25 protein-coding genes are annotated in these 24,503 nt (G+C 60.0%); 22 read left to right on the top strand and 3 right to left on the bottom strand.

The annotated features are described in order from the left end of the window. Position 1 precedes the first annotated feature (1 nt). The 10 genes from flaF (at position 2) to ACSQ2Z_RS18645 (ending at position 6,621) form a co-directional block, all read left to right on the top strand. Positions 2–349: a flagellar biosynthesis regulator FlaF gene (gene flaF, locus ACSQ2Z_RS18690; RefSeq protein ID WP_018324193.1), complete on the top strand. Its 348-nt coding sequence runs from the start codon at positions 2–4 to the stop codon at positions 347–349. Further along, positions 346–795 carry a flagellar biosynthesis repressor FlbT gene (flbT, locus tag ACSQ2Z_RS18685; RefSeq protein ID WP_436082580.1) on the top strand — a complete coding sequence of 150 codons (450 nt, stop codon included), beginning with the start codon at positions 346–348 and terminating at the stop codon, positions 793–795. The genes flaF and flbT overlap by 4 nt, the downstream gene beginning before the upstream one ends. Further along, positions 786–1,196, top strand: a complete 411-nt coding sequence (gene flgD, locus ACSQ2Z_RS18680; RefSeq protein WP_436082579.1) for a flagellar hook assembly protein FlgD — start codon at positions 786–788, stop codon at positions 1,194–1,196. The genes flbT and flgD overlap by 10 nt, the downstream gene beginning before the upstream one ends. A 6-nt stretch (positions 1,197–1,202) precedes the next feature. Next, the gene (fliQ, locus tag ACSQ2Z_RS18675; protein ID WP_264262964.1) at positions 1,203–1,469 is read left to right on the top strand and encodes a flagellar biosynthesis protein FliQ; all 267 of its coding nucleotides are present in this window, start codon (positions 1,203–1,205) and stop codon (positions 1,467–1,469) included. Positions 1,470–1,635: 166 nt separating this feature from the next. Beyond that, positions 1,636–3,723: a flagellar biosynthesis protein FlhA gene (gene flhA, locus ACSQ2Z_RS18670; RefSeq protein WP_436082578.1), complete on the top strand. Its 2,088-nt coding sequence runs from the start codon at positions 1,636–1,638 to the stop codon at positions 3,721–3,723. After that, positions 3,720–4,472, top strand: a complete 753-nt coding sequence (gene fliR / locus ACSQ2Z_RS18665; protein WP_436082577.1) for a flagellar biosynthetic protein FliR — start codon at positions 3,720–3,722, stop codon at positions 4,470–4,472. Before flhA ends, fliR begins: the two co-directional genes overlap by 4 nt. A gap of 5 nt (positions 4,473–4,477) precedes the next feature. Continuing rightward, positions 4,478–4,891 (top strand): hypothetical protein, encoded by a 414-nt coding sequence (locus ACSQ2Z_RS18660; RefSeq protein WP_436082576.1) that lies wholly within the window; start codon positions 4,478–4,480, stop codon positions 4,889–4,891. A 119-nt stretch (positions 4,892–5,010) separates the two neighbouring features. Next, on the top strand, positions 5,011–5,577 hold the full coding sequence (locus ACSQ2Z_RS18655; protein WP_436082575.1) for a rod-binding protein: 567 nt from the start codon (positions 5,011–5,013) through the stop codon (positions 5,575–5,577). Positions 5,578–5,683: 106 nt separating this feature from the next. Further along, positions 5,684–6,052 carry a hypothetical protein gene (locus ACSQ2Z_RS18650; RefSeq protein WP_436082574.1) on the top strand — a complete coding sequence of 123 codons (369 nt, stop codon included), beginning with the start codon at positions 5,684–5,686 and terminating at the stop codon, positions 6,050–6,052. Further along, positions 6,052–6,621: a hypothetical protein gene (locus ACSQ2Z_RS18645; protein ID WP_436082573.1), complete on the top strand. Its 570-nt coding sequence runs from the start codon at positions 6,052–6,054 to the stop codon at positions 6,619–6,621. The genes ACSQ2Z_RS18650 and ACSQ2Z_RS18645 overlap by 1 nt, the downstream gene beginning before the upstream one ends. Positions 6,622–6,639: 18 nt before the next feature. On the opposite strand, the gene ACSQ2Z_RS18640 is transcribed toward ACSQ2Z_RS18645, so the two are convergent. After that, positions 6,640–7,629, bottom strand: coding sequence for a glycosyltransferase family 2 protein (locus tag ACSQ2Z_RS18640; protein WP_436082572.1), 990 nt, complete (start codon positions 7,627–7,629; stop codon positions 6,640–6,642). 160 nt (positions 7,630–7,789) lie between these two features. On the opposite strand from ACSQ2Z_RS18640, the gene ACSQ2Z_RS18635 reads away from it, so the two are divergent. The 3 genes from ACSQ2Z_RS18635 to ACSQ2Z_RS18625 are packed head-to-tail and all read left to right on the top strand — an operon-like array spanning position 7,790 to position 10,772. Next, positions 7,790–9,067, top strand: a complete 1,278-nt coding sequence (locus ACSQ2Z_RS18635; RefSeq protein ID WP_436082571.1) for a glycosyltransferase — start codon at positions 7,790–7,792, stop codon at positions 9,065–9,067. Further along, positions 9,067–9,882 carry a WecB/TagA/CpsF family glycosyltransferase gene (locus ACSQ2Z_RS18630; RefSeq protein WP_436082570.1) on the top strand — a complete coding sequence of 272 codons (816 nt, stop codon included), beginning with the start codon at positions 9,067–9,069 and terminating at the stop codon, positions 9,880–9,882. The genes ACSQ2Z_RS18635 and ACSQ2Z_RS18630 overlap by 1 nt, the downstream gene beginning before the upstream one ends. 11 nt (positions 9,883–9,893) lie before the next feature. After that, positions 9,894–10,772 (top strand): DUF6492 family protein, encoded by an 879-nt coding sequence (locus tag ACSQ2Z_RS18625; protein ID WP_436082569.1) that lies wholly within the window; start codon positions 9,894–9,896, stop codon positions 10,770–10,772. A 6-nt stretch (positions 10,773–10,778) separates the two neighbouring features. Here the strand turns inward: ACSQ2Z_RS18625 and ACSQ2Z_RS18620 are convergent, their stop codons facing one another. Beyond that, positions 10,779–12,044, bottom strand: a complete 1,266-nt coding sequence (locus ACSQ2Z_RS18620) for a lipopolysaccharide biosynthesis protein (protein WP_436082568.1) — start codon at positions 12,042–12,044, stop codon at positions 10,779–10,781. 181 nt (positions 12,045–12,225) lie between these two features. Between ACSQ2Z_RS18620 and ACSQ2Z_RS18615 the strand changes: the two genes are divergently transcribed. Then, a complete protein-coding gene (locus ACSQ2Z_RS18615; RefSeq protein ID WP_436082567.1) occupies positions 12,226–14,334 on the top strand; it encodes a GumC family protein in 2,109 nt (702 codons plus the stop codon). Positions 14,335–14,557: 223 nt separating this feature from the next. Next, entirely contained in the window at positions 14,558–15,457 is a 900-nt protein-coding gene (gene folD / locus ACSQ2Z_RS18610) for a bifunctional methylenetetrahydrofolate dehydrogenase/methenyltetrahydrofolate cyclohydrolase FolD (protein WP_436082566.1), read from the top strand. Between the two features lie 12 nt (positions 15,458–15,469). Here folD and ACSQ2Z_RS18605 read toward each other — a convergent pair whose 3' ends face one another. Then, on the bottom strand, positions 15,470–16,501 hold the full coding sequence (locus tag ACSQ2Z_RS18605) for a substrate-binding domain-containing protein (RefSeq protein ID WP_436082565.1): 1,032 nt from the start codon (positions 16,499–16,501) through the stop codon (positions 15,470–15,472). Positions 16,502–16,797: 296 nt separating this feature from the next. Between ACSQ2Z_RS18605 and ACSQ2Z_RS18600 the strand changes: the two genes are divergently transcribed. From ACSQ2Z_RS18600 to ACSQ2Z_RS18570, 7 genes are all read left to right on the top strand, one after another. After that, complete coding sequence (locus tag ACSQ2Z_RS18600) at positions 16,798–18,156, top strand: ABC transporter substrate-binding protein (protein WP_436082564.1); 1,359 nt, start codon at positions 16,798–16,800, stop codon at positions 18,154–18,156. Between the two features lie 310 nt (positions 18,157–18,466). Further along, positions 18,467–19,477, top strand: coding sequence for a carbohydrate ABC transporter permease (locus ACSQ2Z_RS18595; RefSeq protein WP_436082563.1), 1,011 nt, complete (start codon positions 18,467–18,469; stop codon positions 19,475–19,477). A gap of 1 nt (position 19,478) precedes the next feature. Further along, entirely contained in the window at positions 19,479–20,627 is a 1,149-nt protein-coding gene (locus tag ACSQ2Z_RS18590; RefSeq protein WP_436082562.1) for a carbohydrate ABC transporter permease, read from the top strand. Positions 20,628–20,666: 39 nt separating this feature from the next. Continuing rightward, positions 20,667–22,319 carry a beta-galactosidase BglA gene (gene bglA, locus ACSQ2Z_RS18585; RefSeq protein ID WP_436083122.1) on the top strand — a complete coding sequence of 551 codons (1,653 nt, stop codon included), beginning with the start codon at positions 20,667–20,669 and terminating at the stop codon, positions 22,317–22,319. A gap of 57 nt (positions 22,320–22,376) precedes the next feature. After that, entirely contained in the window at positions 22,377–23,465 is a 1,089-nt protein-coding gene (locus ACSQ2Z_RS18580) for an ABC transporter ATP-binding protein (RefSeq protein ID WP_436082561.1), read from the top strand. A gap of 143 nt (positions 23,466–23,608) precedes the next feature. Then, the gene (locus ACSQ2Z_RS18575) at positions 23,609–24,016 is read left to right on the top strand and encodes a hypothetical protein (protein ID WP_436082560.1); all 408 of its coding nucleotides are present in this window, start codon (positions 23,609–23,611) and stop codon (positions 24,014–24,016) included. A 108-nt stretch (positions 24,017–24,124) separates the two neighbouring features. Continuing rightward, on the top strand, positions 24,125–24,490 hold the full coding sequence (locus ACSQ2Z_RS18570; RefSeq protein WP_436082559.1) for a GFA family protein: 366 nt from the start codon (positions 24,125–24,127) through the stop codon (positions 24,488–24,490). The last annotated feature ends 13 nt before the right edge of the window (positions 24,491–24,503 follow it).

Genomic DNA, 24,503 nt, shown 5'->3' with positions numbered 1-24,503 from the left:
AATGTATCAGTTTTCATACGCCGAGATCATGGAGGACGGCGTCGCCGACTCCAAGGATCGCGAACGGCAAGTGCTCGACCGCTCGATTGCGCTGCTGGCAGCAGCAAAACAGCAGAAAGGGTACTCGAGGGAGGCCATCGAGGCGATTTACTACACCCGGCGGGTCTGGATCCGGTTCATCGAGGATCTTCGCGCGTCGGACAATCAGCTGAACGACGAACTGCGCGCCAACCTTATTTCCATCGCCATCTGGATTCTGGGCGAAACGGAAAAGATTCGCAAACGCGAATCCTCCAATTTCCAGGGCATCATAGACATCACAACCATCATCAGGGATGGACTCAAATGAAAAGCACACTGCGTATCTCGCTGAAGTCGGGCGAACGGATTTTTGTCAACGGGGCGGTGTTGCGGGTCGACCGTAAGGTCGCTGTCGAATTCCTGAACGACGTGACATTCCTGCTCGAAAACCATGTTCTGCAGCCGGAAGATGCCAACACGCCGCTGAGGCAACTCTATTTCATCGCCCAGATGATCCTGATCAATCCGGAAGGTGCCGAACAGTCGACCAACATGTTCCGCAAGTCGGTGGTCATGCTGCTGAACTGCTTCAAGAACGAAGACGTCGTGGCGGAACTCAAGCGCATTGACAGCATGGTCACGCAGGGCCGGGCCTTCGACGCCCTGAAGGCGATCCGCGGGCTCTACGCCGTCGAGGATCGCATCCTCAACAACCACGAAATCACCCCGGCAACGGTCGAGCAGATTCGCAAGGAGATCGCACCATGGCGGTAAGCGGCGTAACGTCAACCACCACCACTGCGTCGACGACGACCTCGAGTTCGACCACGGATGCGGCTTCGGCCAGCCTGAACTACGACAGCTTCCTGAAGCTGCTCGTAGCGCAGATGAAAAACCAGGATCCGACCGAGCCGATGGATTCGACCGAGCAGATCGCGCAACTTGCGACCTTCTCGCAGGTCGAGCAGACGATCAAGACCAACACCAACCTCGAAAGCCTCCTGCAGCGCACCTCGCTCAGCGAAGCCAATGCCGTCATCGGCAAGACGGTGACGAGTGCAGACGGCAAGACAACTGGCGTCGTCAAGGAAGTGAAGCTATACTCGGATGGAATCATCGCGGTGCTTGATACCGGCAAGGAGCTTGCCGTCGGCCCGGGTGTTACCGTGAAGTGATAGCTGATGAATGAGGCGGATGCCCTTGATATAGTGCAGGCGGCGATCTGGACGGTCGTCGTCGCTTCCGGGCCTGCCGTTCTCGCCGCCATGGTCGTCGGCGTCGTCATCGCCTTCATTCAGGCGCTGACCCAGGTTCAGGAAATGACCCTGACCTTCGTGCCGAAAATTCTCGCCGTTCTGGTGACGGTTGCGCTTTCGGCTTCCTTTGTCGGCTCGCAGATTTCCATCTTCACCGATATCGTCTTCTCCCGCATCCAGACCGGTTTCTGACGCGCCGCTGGCAAACCTCCGGCAAAACAGGCGTCATGAAAAGCGTCTTTGTCTTTCTTTCCGTCATCGATGCCACCTTCGCGCAAGTTTGAAGCGTTAGGTCTGTTGTCAGTATTGGCAGCAGGTATGAATGCTGCCTGCCTCTCATGAAGAGACGGAACTTCCGATGGCAACACCTCCTGCTCTGGTCATCCCGAAGGTCGCACCGAAAGGCCGTGATATCGGCTTTGCGCTCGGCATCGTGGCGATCCTGTCGATCCTCTTTCTGCCGATACCGCCGTTCCTGATCGACATCGGGCTGGCCTTTTCCATCGCATTCTCCATTCTGATCCTGATGGTTTCCCTGTGGATTCAGAAACCGCTGGATTTCTCGTCCTTCCCGGTCATTCTGCTGATCTCCACCATGACGCGTCTGTCGCTCAACATCGCGACGACGCGCGTCATCCTTTCGCATGGGCATGAAGGACACGACGCAGCCGGTGGCGTCATCGCCGGCTTCGCGGAGCTCGTCATGGGCGGCGATTTCGTCATCGGTCTGATCGTCTTCCTGATCCTGATCACGGTGAACTTCATCGTCATCACCAAGGGCGCGACGCGTATTGCCGAAGTCGGCGCCCGCTTCACCCTCGATGCCATTCCCGGCAAGCAGATGTCGATCGACGCGGACCTCTCCGCCGGCCTGATCGACGAGAAGGAAGCACAACGGCGCCGGCGTGAACTGGAAGAGGAAAGTTCCTTCTTCGGTTCGATGGACGGTGCCTCGAAGTTCGTGCGCGGTGATGCGATTGCCGGATTGCTGATCACCGCCATCAACGTCTTCGGCGGCATCATCATCGGCTATGCCCGCCACGACATGTCCATTGGCGAGGCCGCCGATGTCTTCGTCAAGCTCTCGGTCGGCGACGGTCTGGTGTCGCAGATTCCGGCGCTGATCGTATCGCTGGCCGCAGGTCTGCTCGTATCGCGCGGCGGCACGAGCGGATCGACGGACCAGGCGGTCGTCAACCAGCTCGGCGGCTATCCGCGCGCTCTCATGGTGGCGGCCGGCTTGCTCCTGCTCTTGGCCATGATGCCGGGTCTTCCCTTCATTCCGTTCGCCTTCCTTGGCGGCGGCATGGCTTTCCTCGGCTGGATGATCCCGCGTCAACTCGAAGCGGCCAACAAGCTCAAGCGCGCACAGGAGCAGCAAACCGCCCAGCAGAAGACGGACAGCGAGAAGGACTCGGTCAAATCCGTCCTCAAGACCGCGGAAATCGAGCTTCTGCTCGGCAAGCAGGTCTCCACCCGGCTCCTCGGCGCCCATCAGGAACTGGCCTTCCGCGTCGGCAAGATGCGCCGCAAGTTCGCCGGTCAGTACGGCCTCATCGTTCCGGAAATCAAGGTGTCGGACGATATCGGCATTCCCGACAAGGCCTATCATATCCGTATCCATGGAACGACGATCGCCTCGAACACGGTCCGTGTCGGCGAAGTTATCGTGGTGACCGGCGGCGGCCGTAAACCCAGTGTCCCGGGGGACGACATCCGCGAACCCGCATTCGGCATGCCGGCCGTGTCGATCCTGGAAACCTTCACCGAAGACCTGAAGCGCGAGGGCTTCCATCCGATCGACAACGTCTCGGTAGTGCTGACGCATCTCTCCGAAGTGATCCGCAACAACCTGCCGCAGCTCCTGTCCTACAAGGACGTCAAGATCCTGATCGAGCGCCTCGACCCGGAATATCGCAAGCTGGCGGACGAAATCTGCACCTCGCACATGTCCTATTCGGGTCTGCAGGCGGTGCTGAAGCTCTTGCTCGCCGAGCGCGTCTCGATCCGCAACCTGCATCTCATTCTGGAAGCGGTTGCCGAACTCGCCCCGCATGTCAGGAAGACCGAGCAGATCGTCGAACATGTGCGCGTGCGCATGTCGCAGCAACTTTGCGGCGATCTCGCCGACAACGGCACGTTGCGCGTCCTGCGTCTCGGCAACAAATGGGACATGGTCTTCCACCAGGCGCTGAAGCGTGACGCCAAGGGCGAAGTCGTGGAATTCGACATCGATCCGCGTCATCTGGAAGAATTCAGCGAGCAGGCAACCAAGGTTATCCGCGAACATCTCGATCGCGGCATGCCATTCGTACTGGTAAGTTCGCCCGAATCCCGGTCTTATGTGCGCATGATCATCGAGCGCCTGTTTGCCACATTGCCCGTCCTCAGCCACGTCGAGCTTGCCAAGGGTCTCGAGATAAAGATCATTGGCTCCATCTCATGATCTCCGATCCTGAAGGCACGGTGCTGGCGCTTTTTGCCGCATTCTGCCGGATCGGCGCGTGCATCATGATCATGCCAGGCTTCTCGACGGCGCGCGTCCCCGTGCAGATCCGCCTTTTCGTGGCTGTGGCGATCTCGATGGCCGTGCTGCCGATCATGTGGAACGACATCTATCCGCAGATTTCCGGCAAGGGGCATACCTATATCTACATCATCGCCACCGAAACGGTGGTCGGCAGCGTCATCGGCCTGATCGCGCGTTACTATGTGCTCGGGCTGCAGTTCACCGGAACGGTCATCACGATGATGATCGGTTTCAACGCGCCGCCAACCTCCGACGTTCTCGAAGATACGGCGGAGAACCAGCTGACCAACCTGATCAGCTTTGCAGGCGTGATGGTCCTCTTCATGCTGGATTTCCACCACGTCATCCTGTCGAGCCTCGTCGATTCCTACAAGGTGATGCCGCTCGGGGCCGGCTTTGACCCGCAGGGCGTACTGATAACGCTCACCAATGCGCTCGAAACGACGTTTTACATCATGCTTCGCCTGGCGAGCCCTTTCCTCATTTATGGGTTGTTGTTCAACGTCGCCATCGGCATGGTCAACAAGCTGGCGCCGCAGATGCCGCTCTATTTCATCTCGCTGCCCTATTTGATCATGGGCGGCATGTTCCTTCTCTATCTCGGCATCGCCGCGATGCTGCGCCTGTTCGCCGACGGCTTTGCGCCGGTGATGCAAGGGAGCTAGCCACGGTGAAAAGCCGCTCGGAAAAACTGAAGCGCCTCGTTGCCGTGCAGCGGCATCTCGAGCAGATGGCGGAAAGCGAGCTTGCGGAAACGGCGAGACAGCGCCGCGACCTTGCCGAAACCATCGATGTCGTCGCCGACGCCATGGGATCGGCAAGTCCGCTGCATGCGATGTTCTCCGGGCATTATGCTTCGCAACTCGGCCGCCTTGCCCAGAAGGACCAGATGCTCCTTGGTATCCAGCAGGTCCACGAAACCCGCGTCCTCAAGGAGCGGGCAAAGGGCGACCGGCTGGAGGAAAACATGAAGGAAGCGCGCGTTCTCGAAGATCGCACCGAGGCCGACAATGCCATCTACGATCTCGTCGATCAGCACGTGATGGCCAAGCCACCAGCTTCCGGTAAGGTTGGCCGGTCATAGTGCGGCTTCAGGATCGGCCGTCTCAGCGTCCGCACCGCTTGTTTAAACTGCTGAAATTATGGAGTTATCGCTGGCGCGAAGATCGCGCCGGTTGTGCTCCGTGACCGAGAGGACACCGCATGGCCATTTCTCCTCCAAGCGACCTGGTGTTGGATGTCGTGCGCGCCGCAGATCCGGCCGAAGTGCAGGAGGCGCAAGCGCGGCTAAAGGCCAATCGCGCCGCTTTCCAAGCGACAAGCCTTGCTGAAAACGGAACCGGCTTTGCCAATACGGTTGCGGTCCTGAACCAGGACAGTCCGTCCAACAGCCTTGGCGACATCAACAATCGCGCCGAGGCCAAGAAGATTCCGGAAAGCTACCGCAAGTTCGAAGCCATGGTCCTGCAGAACTTCGTGAAATCGATGTTGCCCGCTGAAAGCGAAGAAGTTTACGGCAAGGGCATCTCCGGAGACATGTGGAAGAGCATGATGGCCGAGCAGATCGGCAACGTGATGGCGCAGGGCGACGGCGTCGGCATCGCGCAGAGCATGGTCACCGACCGGATCGTCGGTTCGGAAGGTCCGGATCGCGTGAACGCATCGCTCGATGGTAACGACAGCAACGTCGCGCTCAGCATGGTGCAGGAATATGAGCGCAAAGCCGTCGCCGATTTCATGGAAACCGGCGGCAAGAACAGACAGGCCTGAGGCTGTTCCGGCGGATTGCCCGGGCCGGCCCGACACATGAGTTTCGCGCAGAGCATCACGACGGCCACAGGACCCGCGTGATGCAAGCGCCAACGGGAGCGAAATGATGGAAGTTGCAGCATCGAGTGACGTGCGTATCCAGAACGTCCTGGGACGCCTGGAAATGATCCTCGATAACGAGAACAGCCGGATCGGGCTCGATCCGAGCTTCGACCTGAAGGCATCGAACGCGCGCAAGAGCCGCTGCCTGTATGAACTGACGATGCTGCATCGCGACGCTTCGCCGAGCGAGATTTCGCCATCCTTCGTTTCCCAGACCCGGCATATCAGGTCCAAGCTGATGGCAAACTCGCAGAAGGTGAAGGCGCACATGGAAGCCTGCCGGTCGGTGGTGGAAATCCTCAAGACCGCCGTGCAGGAAGCGGATGCGGACGGCATCTATTCCGAGCATCAGTTCAGGTATGGCGATTTTTGATGCTGAAGCTTGTTTTCACCGGTGTCTGGGTCTGCGCGGTGACGCTCGGATCGGTCTATTTCTCGATCCAGCATGCTTCGGCACCGGTGGAATCGGATGCGGAGGCGGACCGCCGCGCATTGCAGCAATATGTCCCCGGTGAGCTTATTACGGTACCGGTGATCACCGATGGTGCGGTACAGGGCTATTTCCTGACGAAACTGTCCTTCGCCGTCGACAAAAACAAGATCAAGCACCTGGACGTGCCTCTCAAAGAGACGGTGACGAACGCGCTTTTTGAGATTCTCGTCGGTCAAAAGCTGGTCAACGTTGCCGACAGCAACAGTTTCGACCTTGCCCAGTTCAAGACCGCCGTGAAGGAAGGGTTGAATGAAGACATGCGCGACGAAGTGATATTCGAGGTGCTTGTCGAGCAGCTGGAATATCTGTCGAAGGCGGATGTCGCCCGAATTGCCAAGGGTGCAAGCCAGCCGCAGCAACAGCCTGTGGCGATTGTCGACAAGAACGGAGAAACGGCTCACGATGAAATCCCGGAGGCCGAAAGGCGCGCCGCGGCCGCCGCCCGTTGAGGCGGAACGGCGCCGGTTTCAGTTTTTCTCCGGATTGCGATACTGTTCGTTGACCAGGCCGAATTCCATCATCAGCCGGCCGCACGCCACGTAAAAATGATAAAGCCCGGCCGACGGCAGCTTGGTTGATCGCCATAGGGAAATACCGCGAAAGGGCGAGGCAGCAAGCAGCATCAGCGATTTGGCAATGGTCTTCATCCGGCCGGCAAACCCCGGCGCCGCGCGATGTTCGAGCAGCGCCGAAATCGCGCCATTCCTCAGGCTTCGTGCCCTGATCCAGGACATTTCCGTTCGCCGCGCCGGGATCGTCTCGGCCACCCAGGCCTCCGCCGCCCAGGCGAATGTGAAGCCCTTTTCCTTGCAGCGGCGGTAAAAGTCGCTGTCTCCTCCGCCAATGAAATTGAACACCGGGTCGAGGAACGGCCGCGGCATGGCGTCGAGCACGGGCCGCGTGATCAGTACGTTTCCGGAGGAGTAGAGGATCGGGACTGGGCCGGTCGTCTCGTAGTGGGGCAGGAAGACAGGGTGGCGCTTCTGATCGTTACGCCCCTGGTCTTCGAAATCGGGCAGTTGTGGTCCGCCCACGAGGTCTGCTTGGGTCTGTCTGTGTACCGATATGAGACTATCGAGCCAATCGGGTGCCGCAATCTCGTCGTCATCAATGACGGCGATCGCGCGCAGATTGGTGTAGGTGGCGAGCGCCATCGACCAGCCGGCATTGTAGGCGTGACAATTTCCGCGCTGATGCGCGATCACCACCAGGGCGTTGATCCGATGGGCGGCAAAAAATGCTTTTGCCGCATCGGCCCCTTCAAGGCCGTCCGCCTCATTCTCCATCACCACGATCGCAAAGGGGCTGCCAGGCTCCTGTGAAATCACGGTTTTCAGGGTTTTTAGCAGATGTTCGGGCCGTCGAAATGTCGGCAGGGTGACGACGAACTCGACGCTCTCCGCCGCATCGACCGTCGTTTGGCAGAACACAGTCACATCCGGGGCAGGCGGGGTCATGATCGGAACCTGTTGAAGGCAAAGCTTTGACAAACACTAAAGCAAATCTTCCTAAACAGATACTGAATTTCCAAATTCGCTTTTGAATGAATGATTTAAAGGTCATTTCACGCCGCGTTGCTACAGTTTGGGCAGTTGTTCTCAAGTCTCGTGTGGCAGCATGCATCTGGTTTTGGTTTCCTCTCTGGTGCCGGTGGAGAACCCTTCATCGGGGTTCGATATTGCCAATCGCGCCGTACTCGACGGCCTTTGCGCACTGGGCCACCGGGTGAGCGTGATTGGCTATCTGCAGCCGGGCCAAAGCGTCGCGGCGGATGGCGAGACGTATCTTCTGGGCGAGCTTGAAGTTGCCAACGCGAAGGTTGGTGCCGCAACGAAACTTCGCTGGCTGGCAACGGCTGTCCTCAACCGCACGACCCTGTCTTCGGCCAAGATGCTGAAGGCCGGTCGCCGGCATGTCGAAACGCTGTTGCAGGGCCTGCAGCCGTTCGACGCAATCATCCTCAATTCCGTGCAGCTGCCGGGCGCATTCTCCGCCGTGTTCCAGAAACACCCGACGATCTACGTCGCCCATAACGTCGAAGCCGACTCCGCGCTTGAAAACGCAGCATCGGCATCCGGATTGCTGGAACGGTTTCTGTTCAGGCGTGAGGCACGTCTCCTTGAACAGGTCGAGCGGCAGCTCACACAGACCGCTTCGGCGATCTGGACGTTCGCCGAGGCAGACCGTTTCGGTTTCGGCCACGCGGTCTCGGACCGCGCCGCCGTCCTGCCATTGGTGACGGGTTGGGAACTGCCGGAAAGCGGTGTGGAAAGGCTGCCGGAATACGACCTGGCCCTGATCGGCACGTGGAGCTGGAAACCAAACCGCATCGGGCTCGACTGGTTTCTCTCCGAGGTCATGCCGCTTCTGCCTGCCGATATGTCCATCGGCATTGCCGGTCAGATACCGGATGTGCCCGCGGTTTCCCATCCCGGTCTGCGTTTCCTTGGCCGGGTGCCGGATGCCCGTGCCTTTGTCGAAACGGGCGCCGTTATTCCGTTGATCAGCCGCGGCGGCACGGGCGTCCAGCTGAAAACCATCGAGACCTTCGAACTGGGCATGCCGAGCGTCGCCACGCGCGCCTCCCTGCGCGGCATTGGCGAGATTCCTGCCAATTGTTCAATCGCCGATGAGCCGGTCGAATTCGCGCAGTTGCTGACCGGGAAGGTCGCGCAGGTCCGGGCCGGCAATCGCCAGCGCCTGTCGGGCGCAACCTTCCACCGGGCGCAGAAAGCCAGGTTGCTCGCAACGCTCGAACGGGGTCTTGCCGGGTTGGTAAAGCCCGTGACAGAGCCCGCTCGGCGTCTCTCCAAAGAGCAAGCGGCGCCACCAATGAAAAAGAAATCCGGCACTGCGTCTCATGGGTTTGCCGTGCACGAGGGAGGAAAATCATAATGAATGTCTCCCCGGGCACATCGATCATTGCATCGCAACGGGTGATTCTCGACATGCCGGTCTGCGACTTCGGCTGGGCAGATGCCTTCGCCTTCGCTGACGAGATCGCGTCGCTGCCGATCGGGCAGACGGTGATTTCGTTCCTCAACGCCAACAATGCCAATCTGATGATGCGCGATCCGGAGTACCGGGCCGCTCTCGAACGCCACATCGTCCTGCCCGACGGTCACGGCGTCGATATCGCTTCCTGGCTGTTCCACGGGAAGATCTTTCCGGCCAATCTGAACGGTACCGATTTCGTGCCGGCGCTGATGACCTATATGACGACGCCGAGACGCGTTGCGATGATCGGTGCCCGCCCGGAAATCCTCAAGCGCGCCGCGGAGAATTTCCTAAAGCATTCGCCGTGGCACGAGTTCATCCCCGTCTCCGACGGCTTTTTGGACGTGGCACAATCGGACGAAGCGATGGCGAGGGTTCGCGAACTCCAGCCGGACATCCTGTTGATCGCTATGGGGAGCCCGAAGCAGGAGAAATGGATCGACCGCCACGTTGGTCCTGGCCATGCGCGGCTGGTGATCAGTGTCGGCGCACTCTTTGATTTCATGGCGGACGAAGTGCCGCGCGCCTCAGCGAGCGTCCGACGGTTGCGGCTGGAATGGCTGCACCGGCTGGTTCACGAGCCGAAGCGCCTGTGGCGCCGCTACCTCTTGGGAAATCCGCTGTTTATGTATTACATTGTCCGCCACAAGCTGGGAGGGGGCGCGAAGGCTTTGCCCGTCAGCGGGCACCGTGCCGGATCTCGATCGTTCTGACGGATACCATGATGCGCACCGCTGTCGTGACGGCCTCATATGCCAATGATTTCGAGCGTTGCCGCCTGCTGTGCGAAAGCATGGATATGCGGCTGAAGGGCGATTGGGTTCATTACCTGCTTGTTGCCCCGTTTGACGTTGCCCTGTTTCGCCGGTTGGAAGGCTCTCGCCGTCAGGTCATCAGCGAGAGTGATCTTTTGCCCTGGTGGCTGCGTGCCGTGCCGGATCCGATGTCGGCTGGCCGCCGCAAGCTCTGGATCAGTCCTTACAGCCTTCCCTTGCGCGGCTGGCATGTGCAGCAGTTGCGCCGATTGGCACTGTGCCGTCACATCAAGGAAGAGACGATGTTCGCAGTCGATTCCGATGTGGTTTTCCTGCGTGACTTCGATCCTGCAAACCTCTGGCAGCGAGACCGTTTGACGCTTTACCGCAAGGACGGGGCGATCGGCGAGCGTATACGCTCCAACCATCTCGAATGGCTTGCCCATTCCGACAGGCTGCTCGGCATCGGCCCCTTCAGCTTGCCCGCCAACGATCATATCAACACGTTGATCGCCTGGCGCACCGATAGCTGCCAGTTACTGCTCGATCACATAGAGACGCTGCATGGGCGCGACTGGATCCGTGCGATCGTCCGCTCACGGCAGTTTTCGGAATGCATGATTTACGGCCGTTTTGTAGACGAAGTATTGAAGGGCGAGGGGCATGTGGCGTCATCCGATGGGCTCTGCCACGTCCTCTGGTTCGGCGACAGCTATGCACGCGACATCAGTGGCCTTAGGCATTTCCTCGCCGATATGTCGCCGCATCACATCGGTATTGGCGTGCAATCCTTCGTCGGGCACGATCTCGCCGACATCCGCAACATCGTTCTCGAACGCGCGGCCTGATCTTCCTCAGATCACCCGGGCCGCTTCGCGGCTCAGCGCGCTATAAGCGAGCACGAAAGACGCACCATAGAGCGCCAGATATACGCCGTTGAGCAGGGGCGCCCAATAGGAGGCATCGGTGCTGGCAGTAAAGACTGCGGCGAGCAGGGCGACCTTCACCACGCCTGCAATCACAAGGTTGAACATCCGGCGCACCGTGCGGCCCGTCGCATAGAGCAGTTCCGAGTGATACTCGACCAGATTGCGGAACGAGGGCACCAGAAGCACCGCCATCAGATAGGGTGCCGCCTCCGCGACGTTGTTTCCAAGTCCGCTTGGAAAAATCCAGAGATAGAGGGCCATCGCCGCTATCGCCAGGAAGGACACCGCAGCGACCAGAGCTTCGATCGTCAGTCGCGTCCGCCAGGATGAGATCGTGCCGGGCGTGCGCATGATCTTTTGCACCAGCAGTATGTTGAACGAACGAACGGGCAACGCCGTCAGGTCGGCAAGCCGCATGATGATCGCGTAGATCCCTGAAACCTGAGGGCCGCCGATGGCAAGTACGGCGATCTTGTCGAATTCCGATTGGATGTAGAACAGCACCTCGGCGCCTGCGACCGAGACGGAATCCCCCCAGCGGCGAATATAGAGTTCCGTTCGCCAGCGCAGCCGCACCTTGGGAAAGAACCAGATGATGGCGATCAACAGCGCGAGCCCGTTGGCCGCAAGGTAAAACAGCGACCAAGTTTCGAGCGATGCCCAATGCGAGAATGAAAAGCCGAGCGCTGCGACAGTGCGGATGCCCGTGCCGATGACCACCAGCAGCGCGGCACGGCCGAAGCGCCCGAGCCCATTGAGCACGATGGCCACGACCTCCAGCCCCCGCCAGCAGATGATTTCGGCGGCCATGAGGGCGAGGAAGACGGGAAGCGCCATGTCACGCCCGAAGACGGGATAGTAGATGGCGAGGCAAAGAATTGCGAGCAGCGGTAGCGACAGCAGCGCCCCGGCCATAAACCCGGCGGTATAGGTGCCGACCAGCAAGGGCTTGACGGTGGCGACGCGGTAGAGTGGTGACATGAAGCCGAAGGCGAGCACCCGCGAGATCATGATGCCGGCGGCGGACGCCGTTGCGAACAAGCCGAACTCGGCAATCGAAAGCCCGTTGGCGACGCAGATGAAATAGACCAGCGACAGCACGAGGCGGCCGGCCGACCCGCCCGTCATGGAGAGATAGGCGTGGATCACGCCGCTGTGGCGCGCATAGAGGGTCTTGGCGAAATCGATCACGGGCGGGGTCCAGATGTGCTGTCCCGTTTCTAGCCGCTAAAGCTTAATGAGCAGTTTGAAGCGGTGGGTTCGAAGCATTCACGGTGCGCCGGCGGCCGGGTGTTAACGGTTTGTTTTCCATAAAAACCTAAGCTCCGCTCACAATTTCCTTTTGCCCGATCGCGGGCGCTTGCAGGCCTTGATGTTCGATCCGGATGACAATAAACGCCCTGTGGTTCGCCGCGCCCCGCTTGACGTTTCGTCAAGCGGGGCGGAGGCGTCGCGCCGTTCGCAATCATCCTCCGCTGCGAAACGTCGCGCACCTGTGCATGGCGCCGCTGCCCTGTTGAGCCGGCTGGGCAGCCCGGAGGTCGAACCGCAAACGGCACAGGCCCGCAAAAGCCAGCGGCCCGCGCACCACGAGACCGTATACGAGCCCAAGCAGCCCCGCAGTTTCCTTGCCGGCTGGTTCAGGCGTGGCAGCGGAAAATTGGAGCCGGCACGAGAACCGGAGGCGCAGACCATTGCTGCCGCCTATTCCTCGCCGGCGGTGTCTTCCTCCTTCAGAGTGACACCGGAGGGACCGGATCGGCCGCTGATCGATCTTGCCACGATCCTGCAATCCGTCTGGCAGCTTCGCAAGGTTGTCGTGGCGTTGACGGTCGCCGGTGCCGTAAGTGGCGTGCTGCTCGCCATGTCGACCCCCAGCGTCTATGTCTCGGAGAGCAAGCTCTACATCGATCCGCGCGAGGTGCGGCTGACGGATTCGGATCTGTCCAAGGAAAGCCTTGCGACCGAGGCCATTCTCGCCCTGGTTGATAGCCAGCTCGAAGTGCTGCGATCGCGCACGGTTCTCGAAAAAGTCGCCATTGACCTCGGTCTCGACCGCGATCTGGAATTCGGTGGAAAAGCTGCCAGCACGGGCGGTCTGGCGGCAGGGATCGACGTCGTCCGCGAGATCGTTTCTCCGGGCAAGGGAAAGCCGGCGCCGGCATCGGGCGTCAATCCGCGCGCGCTCGAAAAATTGAGCGAGGCCGTGAGCGTGTCGCGCGATCCGAAGACCTTCATCGTCACCGTCGAAGTGCAGACCCGCGATCCGGGAAAATCGGCGCTGATCGTCAACCGACTTGTCTCCACATTCCTCGCGGAAGAGCAGGCCGCCCAATCCGGCTTCTTCCAGCAGACGACGGCTGCGCTCGACAGCCGGCTGGCCGAGCTGCGCAAGGAACTGGACACTGCCGAAAATGCCGTCGAAAAATACAAGGCCGACCATGACATCGTCGACGCTGACGGCAAGTTGATTTCCGACAAGCAGCTTCTTGCTCTCAACGATCAGGTTGCCGCCGTGCGCAACCGGATAGCCGAGGCCAGAGCCAAGGCGGATGTTGCCACCAAGACCCGGCTCAACGACGTGCTTACCGGCGCGTTTCCGGAGGAGTTGAGTTCGGTTACCCTGCAGGAATTGCGCAAGCAGTATTCGACGGCGCGCGCGCAGCTCGGCGCGCTGGACGCAAGCCTTGGGCCGCGCCATCCCCAGCGGTTGGCCGCTGTTCAGTCGCTCGAGGTTGCGCGTTCGGAAATCGGCAACGAGCTCCGTCGCATCGAGGCAACCGCGCAGACCGAACTGCAGCGCGTGATCCGCACGGAGAAGGATCTCGTCCAGCAATTGGCGGTTCGCAAGGCGCAACAGGTCAATTCGTCTACCGGCTTCATCGAATTGCGCGAACTGCAGCGCAAGGCGAATGCGACCAGAACCATCTACGAATCCTTCCTGAAGCGGGCAAGCGAAACCGGCCAGGAGGAAAAGCTGACCTCGAAGAATATCCGCGTGATCTCTACTGCGGAACCGCCGCTGCAGGCCAAGGGCCCGTCACGCAAGCTGATCGCGATCGGCGGCTTGATTGCAGGGTTCATGGCAGGCGTCGGACTGGGTATCGCGCTCGGCGCCTACCGGAGCCTGAGGGATCTGTTCCAGCGGTCGAATCAACCGGCGAGCCCCTATCCGCAGCGCGATCCACCCCGGAAGGATGATCATCATCCGGACGGCCAGGGATCCTCGGAAGACTTTGAAGACTTGCCCCTGCTGGCGGAACACCGGGCGAGGATGGCGTCGGTGCATCATGCGGCTGCCTCGGCGGCTGCGCTCTCAGCCTTCCCCGCGCGCCAGGACACAGCGCCGTCTATTCTCAGCGATTGTCTGCATCAGCAGGATCGGGGTAGCGGCAACATGGCGCAGTTCCAAGAGGATTTGCGCGCGCTGCGCGCCCGTGTCGAGCGCTATGCGAGATCGCGTGCCGGCGAACAGCGTTAGTCGACTGTTGTACTTTGTAAAACGGATCGGCTCATGGCGAGCGGTCTTCAGCTTCATTCTGCAACAATGATAGAAAATCGCAAGCCGGTCGTGTTTCGGCACCGCGGCCGCCCGATCGGGCTTGAATTTATCTAATCTGGACAGCATAGGACGCATTGAGGCCACTCATATTTTTCACCGAAACTAGAGTGAAACGGAACAAGCGAAAATCTGGGAGAATGCCGTGACGACCGTGATTGATGGCAAGCAAGTTGCAGCTTCGGTAATCGACGCCGTGAAAACCGCGTCGCAGGCGCTGCAGGACGAGACCGGCGTCAAGACCGGTCTGGCCGTCGTCATCGTCGGCAACGATCCGGCAAGCCATGCCTATGTTTCCGCCAAGAGCAGGATGGCGAAGGAATGTGGTTTCACCTCGGTGCAGCATACGCTGTCTGAGGAAACGACGCAGGAAGAGCTTGCGGCGCTGGTTCAGACTTTGAACAAGGACGAGAGCCTGCACGGCATTCTCGTGCAGCTTCCGCTGCCTAAGCACCTCAATTCCGACTCCATCATCCAGTCCATCCTGCCGGAAAAGGACGTCGACGGCCTGCATGTGGTCAATGCAGGAAAGGTCGCGACCGGTGATCTCGATGGCGGTCTCGTGTCCTGCACGCCGGCCGGTGCCATGGTGTTTGTCAGGCGCACGCATGGCGAGGATCTTTCCGGGCTGAATGCTGTTGTCATCGGCCGCTCCAACCTGTTCGGCAAGCCGATGGCGCAGTTGCTGCTTGCGGCCAATGCGACGGTGACGGTTGCGCATTCGCGCACAAAGGATCTGCCTGGCGTCTGCCGTGGCGCCGATATCCTCGTTGCCGCCGTCGGACGCCCGCAAATGGTCAAGGCCGACTGGGTGAAGCCCGGGGCGACCGTCATCGATGTCGGCATCAATCGCATCGCCGCGCCCGAAAGGGGCGAGGGAAAGTTCCGCCTGGTCGGTGATGTCGCCTTCGCGGAGTGCGCTGAAGTTGCCGAGGTCATCACCCCGGTTCCGGGTGGCGTCGGTCCGATGACCATCGCCATGCTGATGGCCAATACGGTCATTGCGGCCTACCGCAAGGCCGGCAAGAAGGCGCCGAAATTCTGACGTGTCGGCCTTTCACCGTTTCGTGGCAGGGCCGGTCGAGGCTCTGACGATCAGTTCCGCCCGCCAGAGTTCCTGTTCCGGATAGTCCCCGGTCTTCAGAATGCGGGAAATCAGCCGGGTTGCGATGCGCGAGCCGGCTGCCCTGAGCGACGAGCGCGTGGTCGTCAACGGAACGCTGAAATTTTCCGGTTTCAGCATCGGCAACACGTCGTCATGGGCGATCAGCGAGATATCGGTGCCGATTTGAAGTCCGGCCTTGTTGATGGCCCTGACGGCGCCGAGCGCGATCACGGTACTGGAACACAGAACGGCGGTCGGCGGCTCTTCGCGTTCGAGAAACAGCTGCATCGCCCGGTGGCCATATTCATCCGTCATCAGCGAATGCTGCGACAGGCTCTCGTCAAATGAGAGGCCGTTTTCCTCCAGTGCGCGCTGCATGCCTTTCTTGCGGCGGATCGAGAACGTCAGATTGGCCGGGCCGTTGATCAGTGCGATCCGCCGGTGCCCGAGCTGGATCAAAAGCCGCGTCGCGTCATGGAAGGCCGCCGTGTTGTCGATGTCGAGGAAGGGGTAGTCGGCCGGTTGCCCAATCGCCCGCCCATGGACGACGAAGGGGATCGACAGCGATTTCAGCATGGCGATGCGCGGATCATTGGCGCGCACATAGGCGAGGAACAGAGCATCGACATTGCCGCTGGCGGCCAACCGCTTGAAGGTTGCCTCCTCGTCGTCGGGGGCGCTCGGATTGATGACGAAATGAAAATCATGCCTGACGGATTCCTCGCCGAGTCCGGCCAGGAACTCGCCGAAATGGACGTCGGAGTCGATACCTTGTGCGATCGGCATGACGAGGCCGATAGAGCCGGCCCGGCCGGTTGCCAGCCTCTGGGCAGCGCGGTTCGGCCTGTATCCTGTTTCGCGCACGGCTCTCAAGACCCGCTGGCGTGTTTCGGCGTTGACTTCCGGATATCCGTTGAGCGCCCGGCTGACCGTCGTTTGCGACAGGCCGAGCATTTCTGCGAGCTGTTTCAAATTCACATTCATGACCAGCGCGTCCTCCCAAAGCGCTTTGATTTCAATTTGGTTCTCACTTCCCATCCACAGCGCGCAGCGGATTTTGTATCATCGGTGGCGGCAATCAACCAGAAAAATCCGCTTCATTGCACTGCAAATGTTCGCTGCAGTGCATAAATTTGGCCTTTCTTCGCCATTTACGGGAAAGGCCTTGACTTCTTCCTAGTCGAAATGATTTGTTAGCAATCTCAAAGCGCTTTGAATTTTGGGCGCAATGATGTCCGCCCGGCGTCAAATGGGCTGGGTCTTTCTTGGGAGGAAATGACGTGAAGAGAACATTCTTGATGGGAGTGGCAGCGATTGCTCTTGTGGCGGGTGCCGCAAATGCAGCTGAGCTGAAATTCAAGCCGGGCGAAGATTCAAAATTCAACTGGGGGAGCTACGAAGAATTCAAGAAGGGTCACGACCTCAAGGGGCAGACGCTGACGATCTTCGGCCCCTGGCGCGGCGAAGACCAGGCGCTGGTCGAGTCGGTGCTTGATTATTTCCGCGAGGCGACCGGCGTGGACGTGAAATACTCGTCCTCGGAAAACTACGAGCAGCAGATCGTCATCGATACGCAGGCCGGCAGCCCGCCGGATGTCGCCGTGCTGCCGCAGCCGGGCCTTATCGCCGATCTCGCTTCGAAGGGCTATCTGACGCCGCTCGGCGAAGAGACCCAGAAGTGGCTTCTCGACAACTACGCTGCCGGCCAGTCCTGGGTCGATCTGTCGACCTATGCCGGCAAGGACGGCAAGAAGGAACTCTACGGGTTTCCCTACAAGATCGACGTGAAGTCGCTCGTCTGGTACGTGCCGGAAAACTTCGAGGATTCGGGCTATGAAGTTCCGAAGACCATGGAAGAGCTGAAGGCGCTGACCGAGAAGATCGTTGCTGACGGCGGCACGCCCTGGTGCATCGGTCTCGGCTCCGGTGGTGCTACCGGCTGGCCGGCAACCGACTGGGTCGAAGACATGATGTTGCGCACGCAGCCGGCCGACGTCTACGACAAGTGGACCACCAACGCCATTCCTTTCACCGATGCGGCCGTAACCGGCGCGATCGATGAATTCGGCTGGTTTGCCAAGAACGACAAGAATGTCGATGGCGGTGCCGCAGCCGTTGCCTCCACCGACTTCCGCGATAGCCCGAAGGGCCTCTTCTCGTCCCCGCCGAAGTGCTACCTGCACCATCAGGCGTCGTTCATCCCGTCCTTCTTCCCGGAAGGCACGGTTGTCGGCGAGGATGCGGACTTCTTCTATATGCCGCCCTACGCAGGCAAGGCCGAACTCGGCAACCCTGTTCTGGGTGCCGGCACGCTCGCCATGATCACCAAGGACACGCCGGCGTCGCGCGCTTTCATCGAGTTCCTGAAGACGCCGATCGCGCATGAAGTCTGGATGGCGCAATCGAGCTTCCTGACCCCGTTCAAGGGTGTCAACAAGGATACCTATGCCAACGGTCCGATGAAGAAGCAGGGCGAAATCCTGCTCAACGCCACGACCTTCCGCTTCGATGGTTCCGATCTGATGCCGGGCAAGATCGGTGCGGGCGCATTCTGGACCGGGATGGTCGACTATGTCGGCGGCAAGTCGTCGGCTGATGTCGCAGCCGACGTCCAGAAGGCCTGGGACGCGATCAAGTAAGACCGAAGCATTTTGGCAGGGTGGCCCGCCAGCCTGCCGACCCGCCAACAAAACGGTGCCGGGATCTGTTCCGGCACCACAATCAAAAAAGACTGGAAGGCCCGAGATTCTGCTTCGATCCGGTATCGGGAAGAGCGGATGTCGAAAGGGCGTCTGTGAACGGACGCGGCCTGCCGGGCGTGTGATGCCACAATCATCGCCGGGCAGCTGACCGTTCAGCCTGTCGCGGGATCCCGGCGATGCTGGTATCGAGCGACACGGGTGGACAGGCCGCGCCGACGGCCATGTATTCCTGGGGAGGGAAGTTGCCATGCAACAATTGCTTTTTGCCGTCACGACGATGACCGCGGGAGTTCTCGCCTGCGTCGGCTATTTTTACGGGGCGAACTGGATTCTTGACCGGATTTTTCCGTCGAAAGGTCTGGCCGGCAAGGTTGCGTCGCGCAACCTGCGCATCACCAACACCATCCGCCCCTGGCTCTTCCTCGGGCCGGCAATGGCGTCGCTGACGATTTACCTGATCTACCCCGTGATCGAATCCGTCTGGCTGAGCTTCCACGGCAAGTCCGGGCAGAACTTCGTCGGCTTGAGTAACTTTCACTGGATGATGAATGATGGCGAATTCCACCAGTCGATCTATAACAATTTCCTCTGGTTGCTCGTCGTTCCGGCAGCGGCCACCTTCTTCGGCCTGATCATCGCGGCGCTGACCGATCGCATCTGGTGGGGCAATATCGCCAAGACGCTGATCTTCATGCCGATGGCGATCTCCTTTGTCGGCGCCTCGGTCATCTGGAAGTTCATCTATGATTTCCGCCCGGAGGGTTCCGAGCAGATCGGTCTTCTGAACGCGCTCGTGGTTGCTTTCGGCGGATCGCCGGAAGCATGGATGACGCTGCCCTTCTGGAACAATTTCTTCCTGATGGTGATCCTGATCTGGATCCAGACCGGTTTCGCCATGGTCATTCTCTCGGCCGCGCTGCGCGGTATTCCGGAAGAAACGATCGAGGCTGCCGTCATCGACGGTGCCAATGGCCTGCAGATCTTCTTCAAGATCATGATTCCGCAGATCTGGGGCACGATCGCCGTCGTCTGGACCACCATCACCATCCTAGTGCTCAAGGTCTTCGATATCGTTCTCGCCATGACCAACGGGCAGTGGCAAAGCCAGGTCCTCGCCAACCTGATGTTCGACTGGATGTTCCGGGGTGGCGGCGACTTCGGGCGAGGTGCTGCGATTGCCGTCGTGATCATGGTGCTGGTGGTGCCGATCATGATCTGGAACATCCGCAACGCTGCCAAGGAAATGGAGGGCCGCTGAGATGATTGCTTCTTCCCGCTCGCCACTTATCTGGCTCGTTCATCTCTCGGTTCTTTTGCTGGTTCTGCTCTGGACGCTGCCGACCGCCGGTCTGCTCATCTCGTCGCTTCGCGACAAGGACCAGCTCGCCGTCTCCGGCTGGTGGACCGCTCTTTCCACCTCGACACAGAGCCTCGTCTACCGCGCACCCGGCGCCGACAAACAGGTGGAGAAGGACGGGAAGTTTGTCATTTCCGGCAATCTGCTCGAAGGCCAGTCGACCGGTCAGGTCTCGGCGTTCGGCTTCAACAGCCGCGAACCGGCGGCATTCCAGCCGGGGCAGACGGCCGATCTCGGCGATGGCGAAAAGCTGACCGTACAGGCTGACGGTACGTTTGAAATCGCCTCCGACAAGGCGATGGAAGGCACGCGCGGCCAGCGCATCTTCTATACCGCAGCCGTTCCACCGCGCTTCACCTTCGACAATTATTTTGAAGTCCTGCGAGCCGAAGGCATCGGAGCCTCCTTCATCAATTCGCTGACGGTGGCCATACCCTCGACGATCATCCCTATCCTGGTCGCCGCGTTTGCCGCCTATGCGCTGGCCTGGATGAAGTTTCCCGGCCGGGCGATCCTGATCGCCGTCGTGGTCGGCCTTCTGGTTGTGCCGCTGCAGATGTCGCTGATCCCGCTTCTGAAGCTCTACAACGGCGTCGGTGCATTCCTGGGCGTTCCGGCCAAGACTTATGTCGGCATCTGGCTGGCGCATATGGGCTTCGGCCTGCCGCTCGCCATCTATCTCTTGCGCAACTATATGGCCGGGCTGCCGCGTGAAATCATGGAATCCGCCCGCGTCGATGGCGCCAGTGACTTCGATATCTTCATCAAGATCATCCTGCCGCTCTCCTTCCCGGCGCTTGCCTCCTTTGCCATCTTCCAGTTCCTCTGGACCTGGAACGACCTGCTGGTCGCCATGGTCTTTCTCGGCACGGGTAACGACTCGCTCGTCCTGACCGGGCGCCTGGTCAATCTGCTTGGCTCGCGCGGCGGTAACTGGGAAATCCTGACGGCTTCCGCCTTCATCACCATCATCGTTCCACTGATCGTCTTCTTCAGCCTGCAGCGTTATCTCGTGCGCGGGCTGCTGGCGGGCTCGGTCAAGGGCGGCTGACCTTTCAAAAATGGGAATTGGACTGAAATGAACATGAGCATGACCCAGGCGGGTGGTTCCATTCTAACGGCCGATCGTGACTGGTGGCGCGGCGCGGTGATCTACCAGATCTATCCGCGCTCCTACCAGGATTCCAATGGCGACGGCATCGGCGACCTGAAGGGCATCACCGCCCGCCTGCCGCATGTCGCTTCGCTCGGCGTCGAAGCCATCTGGATCTCACCGTTCTTCACCTCGCCGATGAAGGATTTCGGTTACGACGTCTCGAACTACAACGGCGTCGATCCGATCTTCGGTCTGCTTGCCGATTTCGACGACCTGATCGCCGAGGCGCACCGCCTCGGCATCCGGGTGATGATCGATCTCGTGCTCTCGCATACCTCGGACCAGCACCCCTGGTTCGTTGAAAGCCGCTCCAGCCGCTTCAATCCGAAAGCGGATTGGTATGTCTGGTCGGATTCCAAGCCCGACGGTACGCCGCCGAACAATTGGATGTCGATCTTCGGTGGCTCGGCCTGGGCATGGGACCCGACGCGGCTGCAATACTACATGCACAACTTCCTGACCTCGCAGCCGGACCTCAACCTGCACAATCCGGAGGTCCAGGACGCGTTGCTTGCCGTCGAGCGTTTCTGGCTGGAACGCGGCGTTGATGGCTTCCGGCTGGATACGATCAATTTCTACTTCCACGACAAGGAGCTACGCGATAACCCGGCGCTGGCGCCGGAACGCCGCAATGCCAACACGGCGCCGGCAGTCAATCCGTATAATTATCAGGAACATCTCTATGACAAGAACCAGCCGGAGAATCTGGAGTTCCTGAAGCGCTTTCGCGCCGTGATGGACGAGTACCCGGCGATCGCCGCCGTCGGCGAGGTCGGTGACAGCCAGATCGGCCTTGAGATCGCCGGGCAGTACACCTCCGGCGGCGACAAGATGCACATGTGCTACGCCTTCGAATTCCTGGCGCCCGATCCGCTGACGCCGGCAGGCGTAGCGCAGGTGCTGCATGATTTTGCGAAGGCGGCGCCGGAAGGTTGGGCCTGCTGGGCGTTTTCCAATCACGACGTGGTGCGTCACATCAGTCGCTGGGGGCTCGATATCGCCGACCACGAGGCGCATGCGAAATTCCTCGCCAGCCTGTTGATGACGCTGCGCGGCTCTGTCTGCATCTATCAGGGCGAGGAACTCGGCCTGACTGAGGCAGACCTTGCTTTCGAGAATCTGCAGGATCCCTACGGCATCCAGTTCTGGCCGGATTTCAAGGGTCGCGACGGTTGCCGCACGCCGATGGTCTGGGACGACAGCGCCGTCAATGGTGGTTTCAGCGACGGCAAGCCGTGGTTGCCGATGCCGCAGGAGCATCTGGCCCGCGCGGTCTCGGTCCAGCAGGCGGATCAGCGCTCGGTGCTCAATCACTACCGGCGCTTCCTTGCCTTCCGCAAGCTGCATCCGGCCTTCGCCAAGGGCGAGATAGAGTTCCGGCCCTATGAGGCGCCGGTGCTCGGTTTCGAGCGCAAATTCGGCAACGAGACGATCCTGTGCCTGTTCAACATGAGCGGCGAGGCAACTGCGATCGATCGGCCGATTGAAAAGCTCGACGTGCTCGAAGGCCACGGTTTCAGATCACATCTGGGTGACGAAAAGATCACGCTGCCGGCCTGGAGCGGCTTTTTCGCCCGGGTCGAATAGTCGGATCAAGCGGGCATCATGAATGCCGAAAATGAGAGAAATGAAGGGGAGGATGACATGTCGGGTTTGCAACTGAAAGATATCCGCAAGTCCTATGGCGCGGTTGACGTCATTCACGGCATTGATCTGGAGATCAAGCAGGGCGAGTTTGTGGTGTTCGTCGGTCCCTCGGGCTGCGGCAAGTCCACGCTCTTGCGCATGATCGCTGGGCTTGAGGAAATCTCCGGCGGCGAAATGTATATTGCCGATCGCCTGGTCAACGACGTGCCGCCCTCACAGCGCGGCATCGCCATGGTCTTCCAGTCCTACGCGCTTTATCCGCATATGACGGTCTACGACAACATGGCCTTCGGCATGCGCATCGCGAAGGAATCGAAGGAGGAGATTGACCGGCGCGTCCGCTCCGCCGCCGATATCCTGCAGCTCACCAAATATCTCGACCGCCTGCCAAAGGCGCTCTCCGGCGGTCAGCGCCAGCGCGTCGCCATCGGCCGCGCCATCTGCCGTGATCCAAAGGTGTTCCTGTTCGACGAGCCCTTGTCGAACCTGGACGCTGCCCTTCGCGTCGCCACCCGCATCGAGATCGCCAAGCTGAACGAGGCCATGGCGGATACGACGATGATCTACGTCACCCACGACCAGGTGGAGGCGATGACCCTCGCCGATCGCATCGTCGTTCTTTCGGCCGGCCACATCGAGCAGGTCGGCCCGCCGCTCGAACTCTATGAGCGCCCCGCCAACCTTTTCGTCGCTCGCTTCATCGGCTCTCCGGCGATGAACATCATTCCGGCGAAGATCGTCGGCACAGGTGCGGAAACGACGGTCGAACTGACCGGCGGCAAGCGGGATGTTCTCGACATCGGGACCCCGGCCTCCGAAAACGGCAAGACGGCAAGTTTCGGCGTCCGGCCGGAAGACCTGCGGGTTTCGCCCGGCGACAACTTTCTGTTCGAGGGTACCGTTGCGATCATCGAAGCGCTGGGCGAAGTCACCCTTCTCTATATCGAGGGCCTGGTTGCCAACGAACCGATCATCGCCAAGATACCCGGCATTCTCGATATCAAGCGTGGCGACAAGGTGCGGTTCACGGCCGACAAGGCCAAGCTGCATCTGTTCGACGCGAACGGCAAAACCTATCGCGTATAGGGCAAGCCAAGCCCTCGGAGGATCCGTCCGGAAGTCCTTTTCGGCCGGATTTTCCTGCAACCGGTACCATTTCCAGCCCCCGACTCACTCTCTGTTAAACCTCCGCCGCTAATCTGTTGGAAACACATTAAGGGAGCAGATCGATGCGGGGACAGGCATCCGATAAACCGACATATCTCAACCGCGAAGAATCCTTCATGTACGATCGGGAAGCCAACTTCCCGATGGAGGAAACCCGCAACGAGGCGCGCATCGAATATACCGAAAACGGTATGCTCAACCTCTCCTCGCGCCGCTGCGAACTGCTGCAAATCTCCAAAAGCAGCGCGATTATCGGCATCGCCACGCAGTTCAAGCTGCCGCAGAATTTCTATCTCGATATCCCGAGCGCCCGCATCGGCATGATCGGCTGCATCGTCAAGCGCGTCCATGCCAACAACATCCTCGAAGCGCGTTTCCTGCGCCTGATGTCGGAGCGAGACCTCAACCGCATCTTTGTCTACAGCACCCATCCCAACCACCGGAACCGTGTGCTCGACATCTATAGCTGATCGTTTCACTTCCGCGCGATTGGCGCGGCCGGTTGTTGCCCGCGCTTGACTCCGCTCGCAAGAGGCGGATTGATAGGCATCGGACACGGCAAAGCGAGATGATCCCTGATGGAACGACCCTATCGCCTATCCTGTCATTGCGGCGATATCTGCCTTGAAGTCGATGAAGAGATTTCCGAGCTGATCGAATGCAATTGTTCGGCGTGCCGGCGCTCCGGCTTCCTCCACTGGAAGGTTCCCGCCAACAAGATAACGCTGCTCAGCGAGCGGCGACGCATGTCCACCTATGTCTGGCGCTGCGTCACCGAAGGCCATCATTTCTGTCCGACATGCGGCGTTGCCCTGATGCGCACCGGCTATCCCGGCGAGCGCGTGTCGATCAATGCCCGCTGCATCGAAGGCATCGATATCTTCGACTTGCAGATCGAGCGTTATGACGGCCGCAGCGATATGCACCCCGGTCCGCTGCCCTGATCAAATTTTCTGG

Origin of the sequence: Pararhizobium sp. LjRoot235 (assembly GCF_964254145.1) — a bacterium.
Lineage (GTDB): Bacteria > Pseudomonadota > Alphaproteobacteria > Rhizobiales > Rhizobiaceae > Pararhizobium.
This window is presented reverse-complemented; position numbering and strand designations above follow the sequence as displayed.